The sequence below is a fragment of the Shimia fortis genome (genome assembly GCF_040225985.1).
Classification (GTDB): Bacteria; Pseudomonadota; Alphaproteobacteria; order Rhodobacterales; family Rhodobacteraceae; genus Shimia.
Window position 1 is genome coordinate 88,094 of sequence record NZ_JBBPEU010000002.1, and the last position, 23,358, is coordinate 111,451.

18 protein-coding genes and 1 tRNA gene are annotated in these 23,358 nt (G+C 61.8%); 7 read left to right on the plus strand and 12 right to left on the minus strand.

Annotated elements, in window-relative coordinates:
- Window positions 1-31: 31 nt before the first annotated feature.
- The 3 genes from WNE31_RS03675 to WNE31_RS03685 all read left to right on the plus strand — a co-directional run bounded on the left by WNE31_RS03675 (window position 32) and on the right by WNE31_RS03685 (window position 3,541).
- A complete protein-coding gene (locus tag WNE31_RS03675; protein WP_349978349.1) occupies window positions 32-367 on the plus strand; it encodes a DMT family transporter in 336 nt (111 codons plus the stop codon).
- 170 nt (window positions 368-537) lie between these two features.
- A complete protein-coding gene (gene typA / locus WNE31_RS03680; RefSeq protein ID WP_349978350.1) occupies window positions 538-2,358 on the plus strand; it encodes a translational GTPase TypA in 1,821 nt (606 codons plus the stop codon).
- A 106-nt stretch (window positions 2,359-2,464) separates the two neighbouring features.
- Window positions 2,465-3,541, plus strand: coding sequence for a ligand-gated ion channel (locus WNE31_RS03685; protein WP_349978351.1), 1,077 nt, complete (start codon window positions 2,465-2,467; stop codon window positions 3,539-3,541).
- On the opposite strand, the gene WNE31_RS03690 is transcribed toward WNE31_RS03685, so the two are convergent.
- The 5 genes from WNE31_RS03690 to recA all read right to left on the minus strand — a co-directional run bounded on the left by WNE31_RS03690 (window position 3,538) and on the right by recA (window position 9,103).
- Window positions 3,538-4,317, minus strand: a complete 780-nt coding sequence (locus tag WNE31_RS03690) for a class II glutamine amidotransferase (RefSeq protein ID WP_349978352.1) — start codon at window positions 4,315-4,317, stop codon at window positions 3,538-3,540. The genes WNE31_RS03685 and WNE31_RS03690 overlap by 4 nt on opposite strands.
- A gap of 12 nt (window positions 4,318-4,329) precedes the next feature.
- Window positions 4,330-4,617: a DUF1330 domain-containing protein gene (locus WNE31_RS03695; RefSeq protein ID WP_349978353.1), complete on the minus strand. Its 288-nt coding sequence runs from the start codon at window positions 4,615-4,617 to the stop codon at window positions 4,330-4,332.
- A 78-nt stretch (window positions 4,618-4,695) separates the two neighbouring features.
- The gene (gene alaS, locus WNE31_RS03700; RefSeq protein ID WP_349978354.1) at window positions 4,696-7,368 is read right to left on the minus strand and encodes an alanine--tRNA ligase; all 2,673 of its coding nucleotides are present in this window, start codon (window positions 7,366-7,368) and stop codon (window positions 4,696-4,698) included.
- A gap of 98 nt (window positions 7,369-7,466) precedes the next feature.
- Window positions 7,467-8,000 carry a hypothetical protein gene (locus tag WNE31_RS03705; RefSeq protein WP_349978901.1) on the minus strand — a complete coding sequence of 178 codons (534 nt, stop codon included), beginning with the start codon at window positions 7,998-8,000 and terminating at the stop codon, window positions 7,467-7,469.
- Between the two features lie 20 nt (window positions 8,001-8,020).
- Window positions 8,021-9,103 carry a recombinase RecA gene (recA, locus tag WNE31_RS03710; protein ID WP_349978355.1) on the minus strand — a complete coding sequence of 361 codons (1,083 nt, stop codon included), beginning with the start codon at window positions 9,101-9,103 and terminating at the stop codon, window positions 8,021-8,023.
- Window positions 9,104-9,298: 195 nt separating this feature from the next.
- On the opposite strand from recA, the gene WNE31_RS03715 reads away from it, so the two are divergent.
- The gene (locus WNE31_RS03715) at window positions 9,299-9,895 is read left to right on the plus strand and encodes a gamma-glutamyl kinase (RefSeq protein ID WP_349978356.1); all 597 of its coding nucleotides are present in this window, start codon (window positions 9,299-9,301) and stop codon (window positions 9,893-9,895) included.
- Here WNE31_RS03715 and WNE31_RS03720 read toward each other — a convergent pair.
- The 3 genes from WNE31_RS03720 to guaB form a co-directional block, all read right to left on the minus strand.
- Window positions 9,877-12,108, minus strand: a complete 2,232-nt coding sequence (locus WNE31_RS03720) for a hybrid sensor histidine kinase/response regulator (RefSeq protein ID WP_349978357.1) — start codon at window positions 12,106-12,108, stop codon at window positions 9,877-9,879. The two genes, WNE31_RS03715 and WNE31_RS03720, sit on opposite strands and share 19 nt — an antisense overlap.
- Window positions 12,109-12,222: 114 nt before the next feature.
- Window positions 12,223-13,395 carry an RsmB/NOP family class I SAM-dependent RNA methyltransferase gene (locus WNE31_RS03725; RefSeq protein ID WP_349978358.1) on the minus strand — a complete coding sequence of 391 codons (1,173 nt, stop codon included), beginning with the start codon at window positions 13,393-13,395 and terminating at the stop codon, window positions 12,223-12,225.
- Complete coding sequence (gene guaB / locus WNE31_RS03730) at window positions 13,396-14,844, minus strand: IMP dehydrogenase (protein WP_349978359.1); 1,449 nt, start codon at window positions 14,842-14,844, stop codon at window positions 13,396-13,398. It abuts the gene before it with no gap.
- A gap of 302 nt (window positions 14,845-15,146) precedes the next feature.
- Here guaB and WNE31_RS03735 point away from each other — a divergent pair, with 302 nt between their 5' ends.
- Window positions 15,147-17,198 carry an ASKHA domain-containing protein gene (locus WNE31_RS03735; RefSeq protein ID WP_349978360.1) on the plus strand — a complete coding sequence of 684 codons (2,052 nt, stop codon included), beginning with the start codon at window positions 15,147-15,149 and terminating at the stop codon, window positions 17,196-17,198.
- 104 nt (window positions 17,199-17,302) lie between these two features.
- Window positions 17,303-17,376: transfer RNA gene (locus WNE31_RS03740), tRNA-Gly, on the plus strand.
- Window positions 17,377-17,378: 2 nt separating this feature from the next.
- Here the strand turns inward: WNE31_RS03740 and pgi are convergent.
- From pgi to zwf, 3 genes are read right to left on the minus strand one after another with little or no spacing between them, the layout of a single operon-like run.
- Window positions 17,379-19,013: a glucose-6-phosphate isomerase gene (pgi, locus tag WNE31_RS03745; RefSeq protein ID WP_463407414.1), complete on the minus strand. Its 1,635-nt coding sequence runs from the start codon at window positions 19,011-19,013 to the stop codon at window positions 17,379-17,381.
- Window positions 19,010-19,681 (minus strand): 6-phosphogluconolactonase, encoded by a 672-nt coding sequence (gene pgl / locus WNE31_RS03750; RefSeq protein ID WP_349978362.1) that lies wholly within the window; start codon window positions 19,679-19,681, stop codon window positions 19,010-19,012. The genes pgi and pgl overlap by 4 nt, the downstream gene beginning before the upstream one ends.
- Window positions 19,678-21,126 carry a glucose-6-phosphate dehydrogenase gene (gene zwf, locus WNE31_RS03755; protein ID WP_349978363.1) on the minus strand — a complete coding sequence of 483 codons (1,449 nt, stop codon included), beginning with the start codon at window positions 21,124-21,126 and terminating at the stop codon, window positions 19,678-19,680. Before zwf ends, pgl begins: the two co-directional genes overlap by 4 nt.
- Before the next feature lie 205 nt (window positions 21,127-21,331).
- Here zwf and WNE31_RS03760 point away from each other — a divergent pair, with 205 nt between their 5' ends.
- On the plus strand, window positions 21,332-22,285 hold the full coding sequence (locus WNE31_RS03760) for a radical SAM protein (protein ID WP_349978364.1): 954 nt from the start codon (window positions 21,332-21,334) through the stop codon (window positions 22,283-22,285).
- Here WNE31_RS03760 and WNE31_RS03765 read toward each other — a convergent pair.
- Complete coding sequence (locus WNE31_RS03765; RefSeq protein ID WP_349978365.1) at window positions 22,282-23,346, minus strand: DUF2855 family protein; 1,065 nt, start codon at window positions 23,344-23,346, stop codon at window positions 22,282-22,284. The genes WNE31_RS03760 and WNE31_RS03765 overlap by 4 nt on opposite strands.
- Between the last annotated feature and the right edge of the window lie 12 nt (window positions 23,347-23,358).

The following is a 23,358-nucleotide window of genomic DNA, read 5'->3' on the forward strand; positions in this document are numbered from 1 at the left end:
AGGCAGTGACTCGCGACAAAGGACCCCACCCATGCACAATGCCTACCTGTTCCTGATCGCCGCCGTGTTCATGGAAACCGTCGGAACCTCTGCGCTTCAGGCCAGCCAGCAGTTCACACGCCTCTGGCCCTCGGTGCTGGTGGTGGTGGCCTATGTGATCTCGTTCTACCTTCTGTCGATGACCCTGAAATACCTGCCCGTCGGCATCACCTATGCCATATGGTCGGGGCTGGGCATCGTCTTTATCGCGATCATCGGCTATGTTGTGTTCAAACAGTCACTTGACCTGCCCGCCGTTCTCGGGCTGGGGCTGATCGTGCTGGGCATCCTCGTGATCAACATGTTCTCGAAAACCGTCGGCCACTGACACACGCCTGATGCCCCCCGGCTTTTTCTTGGTCAAAAATACCTCCGCCGGAGGCAAACCGCCGGTCGTCAGACCGGCAAAACCTGCGCGCCCGCAAGGGCGCTCTATTTACCTCTGGCCTTTTCGCGCAACACGCTATAGGCGGGGCGCGAACAGGAAAGGCATGTAGTATGGACCTTCGCAATATTGCAATCATCGCGCACGTTGACCACGGCAAGACCACCCTCGTGGACGAGCTGCTGAAACAGTCCGGCGCATTCCGTGAGAACCAGGAAGTGGCCGAACGTGCCATGGACTCCAACGACCTCGAGCGCGAGCGCGGCATCACCATTTTCGCCAAGCCGACCTCGGTCGAATGGAAAGGCACGCGGATCAACATCGTCGACACCCCCGGCCACGCCGATTTTGGTGGCGAGGTTGAGCGTATTCTGAGCATGGTCGATGGTGTGGTTCTGCTCGTCGATGCCGCCGAAGGCCCGATGCCGCAAACCAAGTTCGTGACCTCCAAGGCGCTGGCGCTGGGTCTGCGCCCGATTGTCGTTCTGAACAAGGTCGACAAGCCCGACGCCGAACCCGACCGCGCGCTCGACGAATGTTTCGACCTCTTCGCCTCGCTCGACGCCAATGACGACCAGCTGGATTTCCCGCACATGTATGCCTCGGGGCGCAACGGCTGGGCCGATGCTGAACTCGACGGCCCGCGCAAGGATCTGCACGCCCTGTTCAACCTGATCGTGAACCATGTGCCCGCCCCCAAGCAGGTCAACCACCAGGACGAAGATTTCCGCATGCTGGCCACCACGCTGGGCAGTGACCCGTTCGTGGGCCGTATCCTGACCGGCCGCGTGGAATCCGGTACGCTCAAAGTGGGTGCCACCGTGCAGGCGATTTCCCGCATCGGCCAGAAAATCGAACAGTTCCGCGTGACCAAGATTCAGGCGTTCCGCGGTCTGGCCCAACAGGACATCGACGAGGCGCAGGCCGGCGACATCGTGTCCATTGCGGGTATGGCCAAGGCCACCGTGGCCGACACCATCTGTGCGCTTGCGGTGGACGAACCGCTGGAGGCCCAGCCGATCGACCCGCCCACCATCACCGTGACCTTCGGCATCAACGACAGCCCGCTGGCCGGTCGGGACGGCAAAAAGGTCCAGTCGCGCGTGATCCGCGACCGCCTTTACAAAGAGGCCGAATCCAACGTCGCGATCAAAATCGCCGACACCCCCGGCGGTGAAGCGTTCGAAGTCTCGGGTCGGGGCGAACTCCAGATGGGCGTTCTGATCGAAAACATGCGCCGCGAAGGATTCGAACTCTCGATCTCGCGCCCGCAGGTGATCATGCGCGAAGAAGACGGCCAGAAGATGGAACCCATCGAAGAAGCCACCATCGACGTGGATGACGAATATTCCGGCGCCGTGATCGAGAAACTGACCGGCTCGCGCAAGGGCGAACTGGTCGAGATGCGCCCCGCTGGCGCGGGCAAGACCCGCATCATTGCGCATGTCCCGTCGCGCGGTCTGATCGGCTATCACGGCGAATTCCTGACCGACACCCGCGGCACCGGCGTGCTGAACCGCGTATTCCACGGCTGGGCCCCCTACAAAGGCTCGATCCCTGGCCGTCGCGCGGGCGTTCTGATCTCGATGGAAAACGGCCAGTCCGTCGCTTATGCCCTCTGGAACCTCGAAGATCGCGGTAAGATGATGATCGGCGCACAGGCCGACGTCTATACCGGCATGATCATCGGTGAACACAGCCGCGACAATGACCTCGAGGTGAACCCGCTCAAGGGCAAGAAACTTACCAACGTACGCGCCTCGGGCTCGGACGAAGCAGTGCGCCTCACCACGCCGATGACCCTGTCGCTGGAAGAGGCGATTGCCTATATCAACGACGACGAACTGGTCGAAGTGACGCCGAACAACATCCGGTTGCGCAAGCGGTACCTTGACCCGCACGAGCGCAAGCGCATGTCGAAAACCACCCAATGATCGGAACGGGCCACCTTCGGGTGGCCTTTTTCTTTGAACGTGGCGGGTTGTCAGGATCGCGGTTCTGTCGGAAGGTGGCGTATCACTTTGACAAAGCCGCCTGCCCATGTCCCTGTTCTGCCTTCGACATTACACCGCCCTTCTTCTGACCAGCCTTCTGTTGCTGTGTGCCGTCCCCGCCAAGGCCGAAGGGTTTTCCAGCGGCGCGAACTGGACCCCGGCCGAGGCACCCGACACCCCGACGCGGGTCGGTATCGCCATTCAGGTCGACCAGATCACCTTTATCGACCAGCAGGCCGAGAATTTCGGTATCGTCGCGACCCTGATCCTGCGCTTCAATGATCCCCGTCTCGGCTTCGAAGTTGCCCCCGGCGGCGAGACGTTCCGCACCATGCCACTGGATGCCTTTGTCAAACTGGCGGGTGAGAAACGGGTCAACCTGCCTGCCTTCATCCTGAAAAATCAGCAAGGGCGCCGATTTGCCCAGCAGGAAATCGTCATCCAGCACAGCCATGGTGACGTGATGTACCTTGAACGGTTCAGCGCAACCCTGCAGGCGCCGCACTTCAACTTTCGCAAATACCCCTTTGATACACAGAAGTTTTTCGTCGAAGTTCTGTCCGTCCTCCCGGCGGATTACTACGAATTCTACCCGCTGGACGACCTGTCGGGGCTTGGCGATATGCTGGGCGAGGAAGAATGGGTGCCTTATAACGCCCGCATGGCATCGCTGGTGACAGCGGGGGCCACGGGGCTTGAGACAACACAGGTGCAGCTTTCCTTCGAGGCGCACCGCCACATCCAGTATTACGCGCTGCGCATCCTGCTGCCTTTGCTGATCATCCTGTTCGTCAGTTGGGCCACGTTCTTCCTTGAAGAGTACCGCCGCCGCATCGACATGGCGAATGCCAATCTTCTGGTCTTCGTGGCGTTCAACTTTGCCATTTCCACGACCCTGCCCCGTCTGGGCTATCTCACCTTCATGGATTCGCTTCTGGTGGGCATGTTCATCATCACCGGGTCGATGGTTCTGGTAAACATTGCGCTGCGCCGACTGAAACTCAACGACCGCGAGGTCCTTGCCCGCAAGATCGACCGCTATCTGGTGATTTGGGTCTACCCGTTGATGTATGCCGGCTTCCTGTTCTGGGCGATCCGGTTCTTTATGTTCTCGGGGAACTAAAGCAGCGGGCGGAAGGGTTGGATCTCGACATCCGTTTCCGTAAACGTGCAGAAGGATCCGGGTGGCACCGCCTGCCAGTCGCGCTCGGTCTGGACAAGGGGTTCGCTGACCACCGCGCGACCCTGCCGGCTCTTGCTCCAGCGGTGATAGATCGTCGGCGCATGATCGTCGGACGCATAGCGCACCGCATAGAGTTTCTCACCATCGCTAAAAGCTGCCGCCAGCCGGATATGGGGCTTGCAGCCCTTGTTGCGGCTCATCCGCTGCAACAGCCCGACCACGATTTCCATCGCTTCCAGCGGGCGTTCGTCCAACCCTTCGCTCAGTCCCAGGAGGAACAGCACCTCGCTGTCGGTCGCGCCCTTGCGTTCATGATACAGCTCGTCCGGGATCAGCATATCGGCGCGGCGGCGGAACTTTTCAAATCCGCCGACCTGCCCATTATGCATGAACGCCCAGTTGTCCACCACGAAAGGGTGGCAGTTGTTACGGCTGGTGGCCGTGCCGGTCGAGGCCCGCACATGCGCCAGAAAAAGGCGCGAACGCACCTGCGCCGTTAGCGATTTTAGGTTCGGATCGGACCAGGCCGGATGCGTGTCACGATACAGCCCCGGTACGGGCCGGTGATCATACCATGCCAGCCCAACGCCATCGGCATTGGTCTGGGTCTTGCACTCGGTCGCCTGAATGGATTGATGGATCAGCGAATGATCGGGCCGTGTGACAACATCCTCAAGAAAACAGGGTTGCCCGATATAGGCGGCCCAACGGCACATCCGACTGCTCCTTTATTCGCTGGTCTCCACGACCATCAGTTCACGTTCCGACGCATCGCGCGCATGGCTCAGCGCCTCTTGGTATTCGGGGCTGTGATAGCAGGCGACCGCCGTGTCCACATCGGGGAACTTTGCCACCACGTTGCGCGGACGCTCCTTGCCCTCAAGCTGTACGAACCGCCCGCCGCGCGCGATGAACGTCCCGCCATGTTTGGCAATCGCGGGGCCGGCCAGTTCGGCATATCTGCCATAGGCGTCAGCATCGGTGACGGTCACGTGGGCGATCCAGAGTGCGGGCATGGGAGGTCTCCAATTTGATGTCCTGCCCGGCAGTTTAGACAAAGCGCCGGGCAGGCCAAGTATTTTTTGACCAAATGGTCAGCCTGCGATCACCGCCTCGGCGGCGGCCATGGCGGCCTCGGCATTGCTGGCGTCTTTGGCACCCCCCTGGGCCATGTCGGGACGGCCCCCGCCGCCCTTGCCACCCAGGGCTTCGACCGCGGCGCGCACCAGATCAACCGCCGACAGAGAATCGGTCAGGTCCTTGGTCACACCCGCCGCGACGGCAACCTTGCCGCCCTCGTCCGCGATCAACAGCACCGCGCCACTTTCCAGGCGGGACTTGTGTTCGTCCAGCAGCGGGCGCAGATCCTTGCCCGATACGCCGGTCAGAACCTGTGCATGGAACTTGATGCCGTTCACCTCTTTGGCTTCGGGCGCCCCGCCCTGCCCCGCGCCACCGGCCATGGCCAGTTCGCGGCGCAGCTGCGCGACTTCGTTTTGCAGCGCCTTACGCTCGTCCATGATGGCCTTCAGGCGGTCCAGAACCTCGGCTGGCTGCGCCTTGAGAGCGCCTGCAACCTCGGCCATGCGGCCCGCTTCGCGTTCCAGATGTTCAAACGCGGCCTGCCCGGTAAGGGCCTCGATCCGGCGCACACCCGCCGACGACGCGCTGTCTCCTAAAAGGACAAACACCCCGATATCGCCGGTCTGTTTCACGTGGGTGCCGCCACAGAGTTCGATCGAATAGGTGTCGCCATTCAGCCCCTTACCCGTATTGGCACGGCCCATCGACACGACCCGCACCTCGTCGCCGTATTTTTCGCCGAACAGTGCCTGCGCCCCGATTTCGCGGGCGTCATCGGGCGTCATGACCCGCGTTTCAACCGCGGTGTTCTGGCGAATATAGGCGTTCACGTCGAGACCGACCCTATGCAGCTCGTCCGCGCTCAGTGCCTTGGCATGGCTGAAATCAAAGCGCAGACGGTCCTCGGCATTGAGCGAGCCGCGCTGTGCCACGTGATCGCCCAGCGTCTCGCGCAGGGCTTCGTGCAACAGGTGCGTGGCCGAGTGGTTGGCCCGGATCGCGCTGCGGCGGATGTGATCGACCTCCATCGCCACGGGGTCGCCCTTGGCAATCACGCCGCGTTCCACGGTGACCTTGTGGGCGAACAGCTTGCCTTCAGCGAACTTCTGAACATCCACAACCTTGGCCATCTCGTCGCGGTTTTCCAGACGCGCCACATAGCCGTGGTCAGCCACCTGACCGCCGGACTCAGCGTAGAATGGCGTTTGGTTCATGACGATCCAGCCGGTCGCGCCCGCGTCCAGCTTGTCGGTTGCGGCTCCATCCACGACGATGGCCAGAATCTGGCCTTCGGCACTCTCTGTGTCATAGCCCAGGAATTCGGTCGCGCCGTGTTGTTCGGCCACATCAAACCAGATCGCGTTGTCAGCCGCATCGCCCGAGCCGGCCCATGCCGCCCGCGCCTTGGCCTTCTGCTCGGCCATCGCGCTGTCAAAGCCGTCGGTGTCAACCTCGCGGCCCTTTTCCCGCAGCGCGTCCTGCGTCAGGTCAAGCGGGAAGCCGTAGGTGTCATAGAGCTTGAACGCGGCTTCGCCAGACAGCGGCGCACCTTCGGCCAGCCCCTCCAACTCATCATCCAGAAGTTTCAGACCGCGATCCAGCGTTTGCTTGAAGCGGGTTTCTTCAAGGTTCAGAGTTTCCTCGATCAGCGCCTGAGCGCGGCCCAGTTCCGGATAAGCCTGCCCCATCTGTGTGACCAGCGATGGCACCAACTGGTGCATCACCGGATCCTTGGCCCCCAACAGGTGCGCGTGGCGCATGGCACGGCGCATGATCCGGCGCAGCACATAGCCGCGCCCGTCATTCGACGGCATCACCCCATCCGCAATCAGGAACGAGGTCGAGCGCAGGTGATCCGCAATCACGCGGTGATGCACGTTCTTGTCGCCGTAAGGATCGGTCGAGGTGACATTGGCCGAGGCCTCGATCAGCGCCTTGAACAGGTCGGTGTCATAGTTGTCGTGCGACCCTTGCAGCAGCGCGCCGATCCGCTCCAGCCCCATGCCGGTGTCGATCGACTGCATGTCGAGATCCACCATCGAACCGTCTTCGAACTTTTCGTTCTGCATGAAAACGATGTTCCAGATCTCGATAAAGCGGTCGCCGTCCTCTTCTGGCGACCCCGGAGGGCCACCCCAGATGTGATCACCATGGTCATAGAAGATCTCGGTACACGGACCACAGGGGCCGGTCGGGCCCATCTGCCAGAAATTGTCCGAGGTCGCGATGCGGATGATCCGGTCCTCGGGAACGCCGACTTTCTTCCAGATTTCAAAGGCTTCGTCATCGGTGTGATAGACGGTGGTATATAGCTTCTCTTTCGGAATATCGAATTCCTTGGTGATCAGCTCCCACGCAAACGGGATCGCTTCATGCTTGAAGTAATCCCCGAAGGAAAAGTTGCCCAGCATCTCGAAAAACGTGTGGTGGCGTGCGGTATAGCCCACGTTGTCGAGATCGTTGTGCTTGCCGCCGGCACGCACGCATTTCTGCGCCGTGGTGGCCCGGACATAGTCGCGCTTGTCGACGCCGGTAAAGCAGTTCTTGAACTGCACCATGCCCGAGTTCACGAACATCAGCGTCGGGTCATTGCGCGGCACCAGGGGCGAGGACTCCACGATCTCGTGGCCCTGCTTGGCAAAGTAGTTGAGGAAGGTCGACCGGATGTCGTTCAGGCTGGGCATGAGATGCTCACTCGCGGCTGTATTTTCAGGTTCCCGCAGGGTTTATAACCCCTGCCCGCGCCTGTCCACATCTCATACGCGCGACGCGTCAACTGGCCTTATATCGCGTCGATCTTTTGCATCCGGTCGCCGATGCGGATCACGCCATCCTGTTCGATGCTGCACAGAATTCCCCGCAGGCGCAGCGCGGGGTGCCCCGGTGCCGTGATCCAGTCTTTGGCATCCGCGCCATAGCGCGCCTTCCATTTGACGCAGCCGTCATTGAACACCTCAGACACCCGAAGCACCGCGTCCCCCACCGAAAGCAGCTGACCTGCGGGCAGGTTGGATTCAGACAGGTCCATATCCACAATGAAGGTATCACCGGGATGCACGGTGTTTTCGCGGTCGCGCCAGACCAGATCCAGAACCCGTTGCGACAGGACGCTGACCTGAATGCCCGGATGCGGCATGCCATCTGCGGTGCGCAACCACGGCTGCGTGGCCCAGCGTTCACCCGGAATCCCGTGTTCTCGTGTCAGGGTGATGTTCTCCACGAACCGGCGTTGGTTCCGGTCCGGGCGCAAGCACAACATGGAAATGGCCGCCCCATCCTTTGGGGCGGCCATCACGTCGGGCAAGGCCCGATCCATTTCTGCGCGGGTGACCTGCGTCACGCCTCGTCTTCCATCAGGGAATCGTTGTCTTCCATCCCCGGGGGCATGTCGAACTCAAGCCCGTGCGCCGCGCGGATCTTGTCTTCGATCTCATAGGCGATACGCTTGTTTTCCTTCAGGAAAATCTTGGCGTTGTTGCGCCCCTGCCCGATCCGTTCGTCGCCATAGCTGTACCAGCTACCGGATTTCTCGACGACACCGGCCTTGACCCCAAGATCCAGCAATTCGCCGGTTTTCGAGATTCCTTCGCCGTACATGATGTCGAAATCCACCTGTTTGAACGGCGGGGCCACCTTGTTCTTGACGACCTTGACGCGGGTTTCGCTGCCGATGACCTCGTCCCGATCCTTGACCGCGCCAACGCGGCGGATGTCCAGACGTACCGAGCTGTAGAATTTCAGGGCGTTGCCGCCGCTGGTCGTTTCCGGGCTGCCGAACATCACACCGATCTTCATGCGAATCTGGTTGATGAAGATGACCATGCAGTTCGACCGCGCGATCGACCCGGTCAGTTTACGCATGGCCTGGCTCATCAGGCGGGCCTGCACGCCGACGCTGCTGTCGCCCATGTCGCCTTCAAGTTCCGATTTGGGAGTCAAGGCCGCAACCGAATCGACCACCACCATATTCACGGCACCCGACCGCACCAGCGTGTCGGTGATCTCTAGGGCTTGCTCGCCCGTGTCGGGTTGCGAAATCAGAAGCTCGTCCAGATCCACACCCAGCTTCTTGGCATATTGCGGGTCCAGCGCGTGTTCGGCGTCGACAAATGCGCAAACGCCACCTTTTTTCTGCTCTTCCGCGATACAATGCAGGGTCAGCGTCGTCTTACCCGAGCTTTCCGGGCCATAGATCTCGATGATCCGGCCCTTGGGCAGACCGCCGATTCCCAAGGCAATATCCAGCCCCAGCGATCCGGTCGAGGTCGCCTCGATCTCCTGGGCAGGATTGTCCGCCCCGAGCTTCATGATTGACCCCTTGCCGAACTGCCGTTCGATCTGGGCCAGCGCGCTATCCAGCGCCTTTTGCTTGTCTGCGGTTTTCTTGCTGCTCATTTCCAAAAGATCTGCCGTTGCCATAGGTTCAGTTCCTTATTCCACACGGCGCTGCCTGCGGCAATGCCTCGGTTTGTTCTTGTCTTGTTCTTTTTGTTTATGAGATCAAAACAAGAACATTTCAACATAAATTTTCCGATGATATTTTTCTGGCCCGCAGGTTAAAGAGTGGTTTACGATTGCAAAAAACATCGGGCAATCTGAGATGGAGGCGATTAAATGCTTGTTTTCTGGAAAGAAAAGCTGGTCTTCCTGTCGGTTCCCAAGACAGGCACGACCGCGATCGAGGCCGCCCTTGCGCCGCTTGCGTCAATTGTGGTCTCCAACCCGCCCGAACTGAAACACGCGCCGGTCTATCGTTATAATCGGTTTTTCCGGCCCATGTTCGAAAAAGCCTGCAATGAAGAGAACATGGAAACCCTTGCCGTGATGCGGGAACCGATCAGTTGGCTGGGCAGTTGGTACCGGTATCGCCAGCGGGATTTTCTGGTCGGGACCAACCGGTCCACCCGCGGGATGAACTTTGATGATTTTGTCGATGCCTACACGCGCGGCGACCAGCCCGCCTTTGCCAATGTTGGCAGCCAGGCCAAGTTTCTCGAACCCCGCCCCAATGGCACGCGGGTGAATCACCTGTTCCGTTACGAGGACCAACCCGCACTGATCGGTTTTCTGGAAGACCGCCTTGCCACAAAGATCGACCTGCCCCGGCGCAACGTGTCGGAACAGCACCCGCTGGACCTGTCCGCCCGGACCGAGGCCAAGTTGAGACGCAAATGCAGCGCCGAGTTTGAACTTTACGACTCTCTTTCCTGAACCTCTTGCAGCATGGTCTGTACCGTCTGGGTCAGATCGTTCAACGAAAACGGTTTTTGCAAAAAGGCCGTGTGCGGGATCTCGGCCTGCCGGTCCGAAAAACTGTCTTCGGCATAGCCTGACATGAATACCACCGGCACGTCTGGGCGCGACTGAAGCGCCTGCGTGACCCATCCCGGCCCGTCCAGCCCGGGCATGACCACATCCGACACGAACAGATCCACCCCCAGCGCGGGATCCTCAAGAATCTCGAGCGCCTCTTCCCCCGACGCAGCTTCAAGCACCGTCAGCCCCTTGAGGCGCAGCGCCCGGCACGCAAAGGACCGCACCGGTGCCTCGTCCTCGACCAAGAGCAAGACGCCCCCGTCGACGTGGCGGACGGGATGCTCGGGCAATTCGGGCACGGGCGGCGCCGCGGCCTCATATACCTCGTGAACCGGAAACAAGAGCGAGAACACCGTGCCCGCGCCCGGCGTGCTGTCGACAAAGATATAGCCGCCGGTCTGTTTGACGATGCCATAGGCCGTCGACAGGCCCAACCCCGTGCCCTCGCCCGTGCGCTTGGTGGTGTAAAAAGGCTCGAACACTTTCTGCAGTTTGTCAGGTGCAATGCCGGTGCCCTGGTCCTTGACCCGCACGCAGACATAGTCGCCCGCGGGCACGGTCGCACGGTCGCGCCGCACCGGATCCGCATAAGTCATGCTTTCGGTTTCAATGACAATCTCGCCCCCGTCCGGCATCGCATCGCGGGCGTTTACGACAAGGTTCATCAGCACCTGTTCCAGTTGCCGCTTGTCCGCCCGAACGGATCGCAGGTCGGGATCATGGCAAAGCGTCAGCCGGATCCGTTCCCCAACCAGACGGTTGAGAAGATGGGTCAGGTCCGCCAGCGTGTTGCGCAGGTCAAGCACCTCGGGCCGTAGATTCTGCTTGCGCGAAAACGCCAGCAACTGCCCCACCAGCGCGGCCGCGCGGTTGGCGTTCTGATTTATCTGCACAAGATCGGCATAATCCTGATCTGACGGATCGTGACGCATTAACAAAAGGTCGCAATGCCCTGTTATTGCGGTCAAAAGATTATTGAAATCATGCGCAACCCCGCCCGCCAACTGACCAATGGCCTGCATTTTTTGGCTTTGCACGAATTGCGCCTCAAGCGACTTCAACTCGGTTGCATCGGTCAGGACCGCCATCAGCGCGACCCCTTCGTCGTCAATCACCCGCGTCAGCGAGACCTGCACAAACACCTCTCGGTCTGCACGTCTGAGGACGAGAAATTCGGTATGGCTGTCGCCAAGCCCAGAGGCCGCCTCGGCCAGCCAGTCATTGATCGACCGCCCCAGCCCCTCCATCAGGTCGTGCAGTTGCAGTCCCTCGACCGTCTCGTTCGCAAGCATGGCACGCGCGGCCTTGTTCGCGCCCAGCACCTGCCCCGCGCGCGCGACCTTTAACAGGGCCACGGGCAGATCCTCGAACCCGATCGCCTCGCGGTCACTTTGACCGGGATCAAGCGGCACCAGAAACACCGCCTTGCGCCCCTCAGGCAAGGCGACGCGCGACACAAGGCACTGAACCGGGCGCGCCGCGGTTTCGATAAAGACGGGCGCGCCGGGCGGTTCCGTTTCGGGAATCGTGGGCGGATGTGATCCGAACAGGCGACGCGCGGCAGCGTTCAAATAAATCGGCGACCCATCTCGTGCGAGCACGAAATGGGGAAGATGATCCAAACCGGTCTCTGACCGATCTTCCGAAACAGGCATCACGGTCTGCAACCGCCACAAAAAAAGACCTAACCCCACAGATACGACCTGCAAACACTGCCGTGCCTCGGGGCCCAGTCCCGTTCGAAGAGCCGATACCCCGGCCCGCGCTTCGGAAAGTATCTGCGTTGTGTCGCGCGCATCAAATGCAAGGGAAAACTGGCCCGGATCCGGCCCCGATCCCAACTTCCGCCCCTGCCCGTTTGTCACCCAGACCTGCACGCCCGCATCTGACAGGTCGCCAAGCAGGCCCAGAAGACGGCCATAGACGGCCCGGATCCCCCCCCAAAGCGCCGCAGTCACCACGCCCCCCGCCGCCAAGGCAAGAAATGGGGACACCGGACGTATCTCCGCCATCCACCACGCCATACCCAGCCCAAGGCATAGGATCAAAAGGGTCACCCCCACGGTGATCGCGCGCGCAGGCAGGCCGGTATGTGAGGTCTCAGGCACGGATATTTCGGACAAACAAGGCTCCTCCTTAGGCGGCTTTGCGGCAGCAAAAGACAGAAACCTTAAGAAACCCTGAAGGGCCGCACTGTCGCTACTCTACTTAAAGTTGATAATTCAGTTTGCGCGGCGCGTCAAACAAGCAAGGAAAAACCCATCTGATCCGGCCTGCATGGTCCACTGGTTCTGAAACGTCAAATGCCAGCCGGAAAACTCGGAAAGAAAGCTTTCAATCTGCGCGCCGTTTTCCTCGGCAAACAAAGAACAGGTTGCATAAGCCAGCGTGCCGCCCGGGGCAACCAACCCCGCAGCCTGTCGCAGAATGTCGCTCTGGATACGCTGCAGATCTGCCAGATCCGACGCGTCAAACCGCCATTTTGCATCCGGCGTCCGACGCCAAGTACCGCTGCCCGAACAGGGAACATCGCAAAACACGAGATCAAAAGGATAGCCTTTTTCCAAGTCTTTCAGGGATGCTACCTTGATATCCACGCCAGCCCGTCGCGCACGCTCGGGCAGGTCCCGCATCCTCTGCGCGTGGGCGTCATGGGCATAATACCGCGCGGCGCAGCGTCCGGCCATGGCCAACACCTTGCCCCCGCCCCCGGCGCAGAAATCCAGCACGCGCTGCCCTTCGGTCAGTGGCAGGGCCTGCACTGCGGCTTGGCTGGAAACATCTTGCAGCTCCACCAACCCGTTGCGATAAGCCGCGCTTCCCGCCACGCGCCGCGCGCCCTCGACAACCTCGAGCGCGGTGTCGCTCAGGTCGTGCGCCTCCGTCTGCACACCTTCACCTTTTAGTTGAGCTTGCGCTGCCGCACGTGTTCCTTTTCGCAAGTTGACCCGCAGGAACACGGGCGCGCGCTGGCGCATCGCCTCGGCCACCCGCGGCAGGTCTGCCCCGAGGGTGCGGTCAAACGCCGGCCGCATCCATTCCGGAATATCCTCGACCGCATCCGCCGGGGCCGCCGCCGCCAATGCGGCCAACTCGGCCTCGCTCAGCCGAGAGGGCGCATAAGCCGCGCCGGTGAACAGCGCCTCAAGCTCGGCGCCATCCTGCACCAACAGGCCCGCCATCACCGCCCGACCGGTCAGGCCGCCCCCCATCCGCGCCGCGCTGGCGCGCCGCCGCAGGGCATCATAGACATGATCACGCACCGCCGCGCGGTCCTTGGATCCGGCAAACCGCGACCGGCGCGCCCATCCCGTCAGGGCCTTTTCCGCCGGGGCCCCGTCGAATACCTGATCGAGAATCTCGATCGCCGTCTGGACGCGCGCCGCCGGTGTCACCTAGCCGATCCGGTAATTCGGGCTTTCACGCGTGATCTGGACGTCATGCACGTGACTTTCCTTAAGACCCGCGCCGGTGATCTTCACGAACTGGCAGTTCCGGCGCATATCCTCGACCGTAGCGTTGCCGGTATAGCCCATGGCTGCACGCAGACCGCCCACCAGCTGGTGAATGACCGCCCCGGCCGAGCCTTTATAGGGCACCTGCCCCTCGATCCCTTCCGGCACCAGCTTGTCACTGGCGGCATCTTTCTGGAAATAGCGGTCGGCAGACCCCCGCGCCATCGCGCCAAGGCTGCCCATGCCGCGATAGCTCTTGAAGCTGCGGCCCTGGTACAGGATCACCTCGCCCGGGCTTTCATCCGTGCCCGCAATCATCGAGCCGACCATGGCACAGGACGCACCCGCCGCAATGGCCTTGGCGAAATCGCCCGAGAACTTGATGCCCCCGTCGGCGATCACCGGCGTGTCCCCGGCGGCTCCGGCACAATCGCTGATCGCGGTCAACTGCGGCACACCCACACCCGCCACCATCCGCGTGGTACAGATCGAGCCCGGCCCGATCCCCACCTTGACCGCATCAGCGCCCGCGTCGATCAGCGCCCGCGTGGCATCCGCCGTGGCGACATTGCCCGCGATCACCTGCACCGCGTTCGACTGGGCCTTGATCCGCTGGACCGCCTCGATCACGCCGGCGGAATGACCATGCGCCGTATCAACAACCACGATATCCACACCCGCATCTACCAGAGCCTCGGAGCGGGCAAAGCCGCTGTCGCCCACGGACGAGGCCGCCGCGACCCGCAACCGCCCCAGATCGTCCTTGCAGGCGGTAGGGTTGAGCACGGCCTGTTCGGTGTCTTTCAACGTCAGAAGGCCAGTCAACTTGCCCTTGCCATCGGTCACCAGCAACTTTTCGATCCGCCGCGCCCGCATCATGCTCTTGGCTTCCTCAAGGTCGGCGGGTTCCTGCAGCACGGCAAGGTTGTCGGCGGTCATCACCACGCTCACCGGCGTATCATCCGAGGTCGCAAACCGCATGTCCCGGTTGGTCACGATGCCCTCGACACGGCCTTCGGCGTCCACCACCGGAAAGCCCGTGAAATTGTACCGTTCGATCAGCGCCTTGGCATCGGCAATTGTCTGGTCCCGGCGCAGGGTGACGGGGTTGTAAACGATCCCCGATTCAAACCGTTTCACGCGCCGCACCTCGCGGGCCTGCGCCTCGACATCCAGGTTCTTGTGGATCACCCCCATGCCGCCAGCCTGCGCCATGGCAATCGCCATGCGGGCCTCGGTCACGGTGTCCATTGCGCTCGACAAAAGGGGGATGTTCATCGCGATGCTGCGCGTCACGCGCGTGCGCGTATCCGCCGTCGTGGGCAGAACGTCAGACGCCGCCGGAACCAATAGTACATCATCGAAAGTGAGCGCCTCACGAATCTCCATCACACATCTCCTGGGGGAACCTCGTTTGGCGCGTCCATATCGCATGTGCGGCAGAAACGTTAAACCCCCTAAATGCACAAAGCGCTGTCGCCGCCAAAACCCCTGCTTCACCTTCGTGAAAATACTCCGGGGTGAATTGGCCCCGCCCGGGGCCAAGAGGGGCAGCGCCCCTGCCCCCCATACCCCGAAACTTTTTCCTCCAAATGCCGCGCTTTTACCTTTCCATGCCGCTCCTTGCCTTTCCCTTGCGCACAGGTCACATATCCTCACACACGCGCGAACACTGAAACAGGGCCTCCACCATGAGCAGCGATCCCCTCGTCATCTTTACCCCGTCCGGCAAACGCGGGCATTTCCCCGCCGGCACGCCCATCCTAACCGCCGCCCGCCAACTTGGCGTGGACCTCGACTCGGTCTGCGGCGGGCGGGGCATCTGCTCGAAATGCCAGATCACGCCCTCGTTCGGGGAATTCCCCAAGCATGGCGTTACGGTGCAGGAGGGCGCGATCTCGGAATGGAACGCGGTCGAACAGCGCTACAAGGACAAGCGCGGCCTGATTGACGGGCGGCGTCTGGGCTGTCAGGCGACGGTGCAGGGCGACATCGTGATCGACGTGCCGCCGGAATCGCAGGTCCATCGGCAGGTGGTGCGCAAGGCCGCCTCGGCCCGCACCATCACCATGGATCCCGCCACGCATCTTTATTATGTCGAGGTGCAGGAACCCGACATGCACGAACCGACCGGCGATCTGGAACGGCTCGAACGCGCCCTGCGCGAGCAATGGCAGATCGAGGGCATCACTGCTGACCTGTCGATCCTGTCACGCCTGCAAACCGTACTGCGCAAGGGCAAATGGGCGGTCACGGTCGCCCTGCACAAATCGCACAAGGACAGCGTGCACAAGGTGCTCGAAATCTGGCCCGGCATGACCGAAGACCGGATCTATGGCCTTGCCATCGACCTTGGTTCGACCACCATCGCCGCGCATCTCTGTGACCTGCGCAATGGCGAGGTCGCGGCCTCTTCCGGTGTGATGAACCCGCAGATCCGCTTTGGCGAAGACCTGATGAGCCGCGTCTCTTACGCGATGATGAACCCCGGCGGGGATCAGGAGATGACCAATGCGGTCCGGAATGCCATCAACGGGCTGACCGAGGCCATCGCGACCGAGGCCGGCATTCGTCCTTTCCAAATTCTGGAAACCGTCTTTGTCTGCAACCCGGTCATGCACCACCTGCTGTTGGGTATCGACCCCGTTGAACTGGGACAGGCGCCGTTTGCGCTGGCCACCTCGGAATCGCTGTCGCTGGCGGCGCGTGACCTTGACCTTACGGTCATGAATGAAAACGCACAGGTTTATATCCTGCCCTGTATCGCAGGCCATGTGGGGGCGGATGCCGCCGCCGTGGCGCTGTCGGAAGAGCCGGGCAAATCCGACGATCTGGTCCTGATCGTCGATGTGGGTACCAATGCGGAAATCCTGCTGGGCAACAAGGAACGGGTTCTGGCCTGTTCCTCGCCCACTGGCCCCGCCTTTGAGGGCGCGCAGATTTCCAGCGGCCAGCGTGCCGCCCCAGGCGCCATCGAACGGATCGAGATCAACCCCAAGACCAAGGAACCCCGCTTCCGCGTAATCGGGTCGGACATCTGGTCCGACGAAGACGGGTTTGAAGCAGCCGTCGCCACCACCGGCATCACCGGCATCTGCGGGTCTGGTATCATCGAAGCCGTGGCAGAGATGCGGATCGCTGGGCTTCTGGACGCCAAGGGCCTGATCGGATCCGCAGCCCAGACCGGCACCGACCGCTGTGTCGCCGAGGGACGTACCCACGCCTATGTGATCTATGACGGCAGCGCCGAGGGCGGCCCGCGCATCACCGTCACCCAGGGCGATATCCGCGCGATCCAGCTTGCCAAATCGGCGCTCTATGCCGGCGCGCGGCTGTTGATGGATGAAATGCAGGTCGACACCGTGGACCGCGTGGTGCTGGCCGGGGCCTTCGGGGCGCATATCTCGACCAAGCACGCGATGGTGCTGGGCATGATCCCCGACGCCCCGCTGGACAAGGTCACCTCGGCGGGCAACGCGGCGGGCACTGGCGCGCGCATCGCCCTGTCAAACCTTGCCGCCCGCCGCGAGATCGAACGCGTCGTGCGCCAGATCACCAAGGTCGAGACCGCGATCGAACCCCGCTTCCAGGAACATTTCGTCAACGCCAACGCCATTCCGCACGCGACCGATCCGTTCCCCGAGTTGAACAGCATCGTCACCCTGCCCACCGGCGATTTCAACGCGGGCACCGGCGAGGATGGCGCCGAGGGCGGCCGCCGCAGACGCCGCAGACGCGGGTAATCAGCAATTTTCTGAAAATTTGACGCGGGAAATTCTTCTGGAAGAATTTCCCGTCGTCGCCCGCTTGACCTCCCCCCACAGTTTCAATAGGTCAGGTCTCAGGCGCGGGTATGGTGAAAAGGTATCACGCGAGCTTCCCAAGCTTAAGTTACGGGTTCGATTCCCGTTACCCGCTCCAGATCAGCCTTGCGAGTTTGCCAGCCCGACCAGATGCGCCAGCAGCATCTTTGTCGATCCGTTCGCACCTTTGGGCGCCTGTCCCTTGGCAATCGCGGGCACCAGACCGTCGGCCAGTTCCTTGCCAAGTTCCACGCCCCATTGATCAAAGCTGTTCAGTCCGAGGATCACGCCCTCGACAAACACGCGGTGTTCATAGAGCGCAATGATCTGGCCCAGCACATAGGGCGTCAGTTTTTCATAGACCAGCGTGGTCGAGGGGCGGTTGCCCGGAAACACGCGATGGCGCGCGAGAGCATCCAGGTTATCTCCCTGTTTTCCCTGCGCGATCAACTGGTTGCGGGCCTCTTCAAAGGTGCGCCCTTTGAGCAGCGCCTCGGATTGCGCGAGGCAGTTCGCCAAGAGCGCCTCGTGATGGTCGCGCAGCTCGGGTTCGTGTCCGTTGGCCCCGACAAGGAATTCCACCGGCACCACGTCGCTGCCCTGGTGGATCAGCTGGAAAAATGCGTGCTGCCCGTTGGTGCCAGGCTCGCCCCAGACCACGGGGCCGCCGCCATGGGCCAGCGGGCTGCCGTCAAGCGCGACGCTCTTGCCGTTCGATTCCATTTCCAGCTGCTGTAAATACGCCGGAAGGCGCGACAGGCGGTGTTCATAAGGTACTACGGCGCGGGTGGCATAGCCGCAGAACTTCTGGTGCCACAGCCCCACCAGCGCCAGCAGCACCGGCATGTTCCGGTCCAGCGGCGCATCTGTGAAATGCCGATCCATGGCATGTCCGCCACGCAGGAATTCGGCCGCATTATCGGGGCCAATGGCCAGCATCAGCGACAGGCCGATCGGGCTCCAGACGGAATAGCGCCCGCCGATCCAGCTGCCAAAGCCGAACACGCGTTCCGGGGCGATGCCAAAGGCCTCGGTCCGTTCACGTGAGGTCGAGATCGCCACAAACCGGTCCATCGCGCTGTCGCTGCCCGCCTGCATCCAGCGTAGCGCGGTGCGGGCATTCATCAGGGTTTCCTGCGTGCCAAAGCTTTTGGACGAGACGATGACCAGCGTCGTTTCGGGATCAAGCCCTTTCAGCGTGTCATGGATATCGGCCCCGTCCACGTTGGACACGAAATGGCAGCGCGGCCCGTCGACATAAGGCGCCAGTGCCCGGTAGGCCATCACCGGCCCCAGATCGGACCCGCCAATGCCGATATTCACCACATCGGTGACCTTGGGCCCCGCTTCGGGCCAGTTGCCCGAACGCACGTCGCTGCAAAAGGCCACCATGCGGGCATAGGTCTCGCGGCCCTGCGCCATGACGTCCTGTCCGTCGACCTGAATCTCTGATGCCGTGGGTGCGCTCACCAGGGCACGGCTGGCCGTGTGCAGTACCGCCCGGCCCTCGGTTTCGTTGATCTTGTCGCCCCGGAACATCGCGGCGCGCTTGTCTTCGACGCCGGATTGGCGCGCAAGATCAAGCAGCGCCCTGCGGATCGGGCCATCGATCTGGGTCTTGGAAAAGTCGAACAGAAGACCGTCATGCGTCAGAGAAAATGTCTCGGCCCGGGCTTCATCTCGAAACAGACCCGCCATGTCGCGCCTGCGCGTTTCGACGGCCAAAGCCTCTAATTCAGTCCACATAAAATTCATTCCGCCCAATGGATTGTCGCGCCCGTTAATACGGCTCGGACCGGCGCCTGCGCAACTGGCAAATTCGTCGCTTCCCTAAGGGCGTCACGCTTGGCAGCCCCAGTGATCAGGATGTGTTTGGACAGCGCCTCGTCCAGCACACGCGCCGACACGGAAATACGCTGCTCTCCGGTGCCCGGCTGCGTGACCGGCACAAGGATCGGCGCATGCGGATCCAGCGCCGCCTCCAGTTCAGCTGCGCCGGGAAACAGCGAGGCCGTGTGCATATCCGCCCCCATACCCAGAAGGGCAACGGCAATCGGCAATTCCGGCGCGATCATCGATTCCAGTTCCGGCAAAACCTCGGTCGGGGCATGGGCGGGCGTAAACAACGGCAAAAAGCGCGCCTTGGCGGCCCGGTTCACCAACAAACGCTCTTTGATAAGGCGGGCATTGGAACGTGGATGATCCTCGGGCACCCATCGTTCATCGGTGGGCACCACGTCCACCCGCGACCAGTCAAGATCCACCCCGCAAAGATCATCGAACAAAGGCCCCGGCGTGGTGCCGCCCGGCACAGCGAACAGCACCCGTTCACCAAGATGTAGCGCCTCGGTCAACTCGCCTGCAATTTTGGCGGCAACGTCGATCGCCATCATGTCTGCGTCGGGATAGTCTATGATATTCAACGTTTTATCCCCCGCCACTCACGTCCGTCCCGGCGCAACAACTGGGACGAATCGTCCGGCCCGTTGGTAAAGGAATCATAAGGTTTCGGCACATCGCCCCGCAATTCCCAGCCCTTGATGATCGGATCGGTCCAGGCCCAGGCGGCCTCGACCTCGTCGTTACGCATGAACAGGGTCTGGTTGCCACGGATCACGTCCATGATCAGCCGTTCATAGGCATCCGGCCCATCCGCCTCGGGGCCAAGCGCCTCGGCGAAACTCATATCCAGCGGCACGTCGATCAATTTCATCCCGCCCGCGCCCGGCTCCTTGATGGTCACGTCCAGCGTGATCCCCTCGTCCGGTTGAAGTTGGATCGTCAACTCGTTGTTATGACGCCCAGATTCGCGCCCAAAGATCGAATGCGGCGCATCCTTGAATACCACCGTGATCTGTGAACTGCGGGTCTTGAGCCGCTTGCCCGTGCGCAGGTAAAACGGAGTGCCCGCCCACCGCCAGTTGCTCAGGTGACAGCGCAAGGCAATGAAACTCTCGGTTTTGGAGCGAGGATTGTCCACGTCTTCGCGGAAGCTGGGCACGCCTTCGGCGGCGGTATACTGGCCCCGGATGATGTGGTGCGGCTCGACCGGATCCAGCGCGCGGATAACTTTCAGCTTTTCATCACGCACCGCGTCGGGGTCGAACTTGGCGGGTGGTTCCATCGCGATGAGGCACAGAAGCTGCATCATGTGGTTCTGCATCATGTCGCGCATCGCGCCAGCGTTCTGGTAATAGTCGCCGCGCCCCGCCACACCCACGGTTTCGGCCACCGTAATCTGGATGTGGTCGATATATTGCGAGTTCCACAGCGGCTCGAACAGCATGTTGCCAAAGCGCACCGCCATCAGGTTCTGCACGGTTTCCTTGCCGAGATAATGGTCGATCCGGTAAATCTGGCATTCCATGAACTGGCGGTCCAGGTCGGCGTTCAGCCTCTGGGCGGTGTCGAGATCATGCCCGAAGGGTTTTTCAACCACGATCCGGCTCTGGTCATCGGCGAGCCCCTCGGCGCGGATGCGTTGCGCCAGATCGCCAAACAGCGATGGCCCGACCGAGAAATAGAACGCGCGAATCCGGTCGGGGCACAGCAGCGCCGCCAGATCCTGCCAGCCGGTATCGCCGCGCCCGTCAATCTGCACATAGTCGATGCGCGCCAGAAACGCCGCCAAAGTGTCGCCATCCGGGCGTGCCGGAAGGTGGGCCGCGAGCGCCTCGCCCACAAGCACGCGATAGCTTTCCGACGACAATTCGCGTCGCGCCGCCCCGATCAGCCGCGACTCACCGGGCATCTGCCCCGCACAAAAGCGTTTGAACATCGCCGGCAGAATCTTGCGCTGTGCAAGATCACCGGTGCCGCCAAACACCACCAGATCGAACGGGTCTACCGGGTTTTCGCGGGACTCCATGGTCGTTCCGCCCCTTTTCTTGTGATCCGCGCCCCCAATCAGGGCCGAAAGCCTTCGTTGCGATGACTGTAACATCCCCCGTCTTCATCACAACCGTGTATCACAACCGTGTCAGTCGGACGGAATGGCGGTTTTACGAAACACGCGGGTAGGTTAGCGTGCAGGAAAACGGGCCGGACCGCGGCCAGACCACAGGAAAGACCAGATGAAAGACCACGTGACCCCGCAAGCCAATCTCGGCAAGTTTCAGGATCCTTTTGTCACGGCCAAAGGCGAAACGCGCGCCGAAGTGGCGCTCAGCCACCCTGAAACGCTCTGGTTCAACACCGGCACGCTCTGCAATATCGAATGCGAGAACTGCTATATCCTCAGTTCGCCCACCAATGACGCGTTGGTCTATCTGACTGCGGATGAGGTCAGCACCTATCTGGACCAGCTTGAAGCCCGCAACTGGGGCGTGCGCGAGATCGGGTTCACCGGCGGCGAACCCTTTATGAACCCCGAGATGATCGAGATGGCGCGGCGCGCGCTGGCGCGGGGGTACGAGGTATTGATCCTGACCAACGCCATGCAGCCGATGATGCGCAAACGGGTGCGGGCGGGCCTGCTGGACCTGCACGAAGAGTATGGCGACAAGCTGACCTTGCGGATCTCGGTCGATCACTGGGACGCGGCACAGCATGACAGGGAACGCGGGGCCGGCAGCTTTGCGCGGACGCTGGACGGGATGGCATGGCTGCGCGACCACGGGATCCGCATGACCGTCGCGGGCCGCACCGTCTGGGGCGAGACCGAGACAGAGGCGCGCGCGGGCTATGCGGCGCTGTTTGCGGCGCACCGCTTCGACATCGACGCCACGAACCCCGCAGAGACGGTTCTGTTTCCAGAAATGGACGAAACCGTCGAGGTGCCCGAGATCACCACGGCCTGCTGGGGCATTCTTGGCAAATCGCCTGATGACGTGATGTGCGCGTCATCCCGCATGGTGGTCAAACACAAGGGCGCAGAGGCCCCTTCGGTGATCGCCTGTACCCTGCTGCCCTACGAACGGGAATTCGACCTTGGCCAGACACTGGAAGAGGCCGAACGCCCGGTACATCTGAACCACCCCCATTGCGCCAAGTTCTGCGTTCTGGGGGGGGCCTCCTGCTCGGCCTAGATCACGACGACATGCCCGTCGCCCGGCGCCGCCTGCCCTTTGGCCAGCGCAGTATAGACGGGTACCGCCGCCTCAAGCCCCGCATGTTCGCGCAAGGTCAGCCAGCTTTCCGCATCTGCCGCGATCCGTTTCCACGCCGCCGAAATCCGGCGCTCGATCTCACCCGGGCCCCAGTCGGCGCGGCGCTTTTCGATCTGGCTGGGGGCGAAGAAGAACTGCGGCTTGGGGCCGGCCAGCTTTTGCTTGGGCTGGAACTGATCCCAGTGGCTGGTGCCGACGGCGCTGGAATGGCGCAATTGGTCGCCCAGATGGCTGTGCAGCCGTGCCTTGACCTCGGCATTGCCTGCCATGTCCACATAGACAGACGGACATTTTTCCAGCGTCTCGATGTCGTCATAGCTCATCACAGCGTCACAGCCCGCCTCGGCCGCAACAAAGGGCTTGTTGCCCGACGACGTCAGGCCCACGACCCGCACGGGGCGCGGGGACAGTTCGGCCAGGAACTTGCACAGACCCAGCCCCGTTTTTGATGAGGCGCTGCCGACAACCACCTGTTCTGCATCGAAAAAACTGTTGTCCTGCAGCCAGTCTGACAAAAGGTAGGACGTCGCCAGAAGCGGCTGCAAAAGCGATTGCAACCCTTCCTGCGTCGCGGATTTGGGCGCGCTGCGCACATAACGGTTATAGACCGGCGGCAGCTTGGCACGATGCGGTGCGGCGTCCAGAATCACGGCTTCGCCTTCCTTGGTGGGAGCAATGACCAATTCCTCCGCCAGAGGGTAGAAGCCGTATAACCGCTCGCCCACCGTCACAAGGTCCGAGCGGGTCTCGACCACCTCGGCAAAGCCCCAGACCGGCACGATGCCTTGTCCCGTGATGCCGGACGGAAAGAAATGCCAATAGCCGATTACGAACCCCGTCGCCGCATAGGTGACGTTGTTCGCGGTCAGCGCAAAGCGCGCAATCCGCAACCGCGCCTGGCCGTCGGCCAGCGGCTCTGATGGCACCTCGTCCACCGCAACCTGTGTGATGTCGTTCTGATCGACCAAAATCCGTTTCATGTTGTCCTCCCG

What these genes read in the sequence shown, in the direction of transcription:
- WNE31_RS03760 (WP_349978364.1), top strand. Translation starts at nt 21,332, where the DNA reads ATGAAAGACCACGTGACCCCGCAAGCCAATCTCGGCAAGTTTCAGGAT.
- WNE31_RS03685 (WP_349978351.1), top strand. Translation starts at nt 2,465, where the DNA reads ATGTCCCTGTTCTGCCTTCGACATTACACCGCCCTTCTTCTGACCAGC.
- WNE31_RS03675 (WP_349978349.1), top strand. Translation starts at nt 32, where the DNA reads ATGCACAATGCCTACCTGTTCCTGATCGCCGCCGTGTTCATGGAAACC.
- pgi (WP_463407414.1), bottom strand. Translation starts at nt 19,013, where the DNA reads ATGAATTTTATGTGGACTGAATTAGAGGCTTTGGCCGTCGAAACGCGC.
- WNE31_RS03765 (WP_349978365.1), bottom strand. Translation starts at nt 23,346, where the DNA reads ATGAAACGGATTTTGGTCGATCAGAACGACATCACACAGGTTGCGGTG.
- WNE31_RS03705 (WP_349978901.1), bottom strand. Translation starts at nt 8,000, where the DNA reads ATGGATCGGGCCTTGCCCGACGTGATGGCCGCCCCAAAGGATGGGGCG.
- alaS (WP_349978354.1), bottom strand. Translation starts at nt 7,368, where the DNA reads ATGCCCAGCCTGAACGACATCCGGTCGACCTTCCTCAACTACTTTGCC.
- WNE31_RS03735 (WP_349978360.1), top strand. Translation starts at nt 15,147, where the DNA reads ATGAGCAGCGATCCCCTCGTCATCTTTACCCCGTCCGGCAAACGCGGG.
- guaB (WP_349978359.1), bottom strand. Translation starts at nt 14,844, where the DNA reads ATGGAGATTCGTGAGGCGCTCACTTTCGATGATGTACTATTGGTTCCG.
- zwf (WP_349978363.1), bottom strand. Translation starts at nt 21,126, where the DNA reads ATGGAGTCCCGCGAAAACCCGGTAGACCCGTTCGATCTGGTGGTGTTT.
- WNE31_RS03690 (WP_349978352.1), bottom strand. Translation starts at nt 4,317, where the DNA reads ATGTGCCGTTGGGCCGCCTATATCGGGCAACCCTGTTTTCTTGAGGAT.
- recA (WP_349978355.1), bottom strand. Translation starts at nt 9,103, where the DNA reads ATGGCAACGGCAGATCTTTTGGAAATGAGCAGCAAGAAAACCGCAGAC.
- WNE31_RS03695 (WP_349978353.1), bottom strand. Translation starts at nt 4,617, where the DNA reads ATGCCCGCACTCTGGATCGCCCACGTGACCGTCACCGATGCTGACGCC.
- WNE31_RS03715 (WP_349978356.1), top strand. Translation starts at nt 9,299, where the DNA reads ATGCTTGTTTTCTGGAAAGAAAAGCTGGTCTTCCTGTCGGTTCCCAAG.
- typA (WP_349978350.1), top strand. Translation starts at nt 538, where the DNA reads ATGGACCTTCGCAATATTGCAATCATCGCGCACGTTGACCACGGCAAG.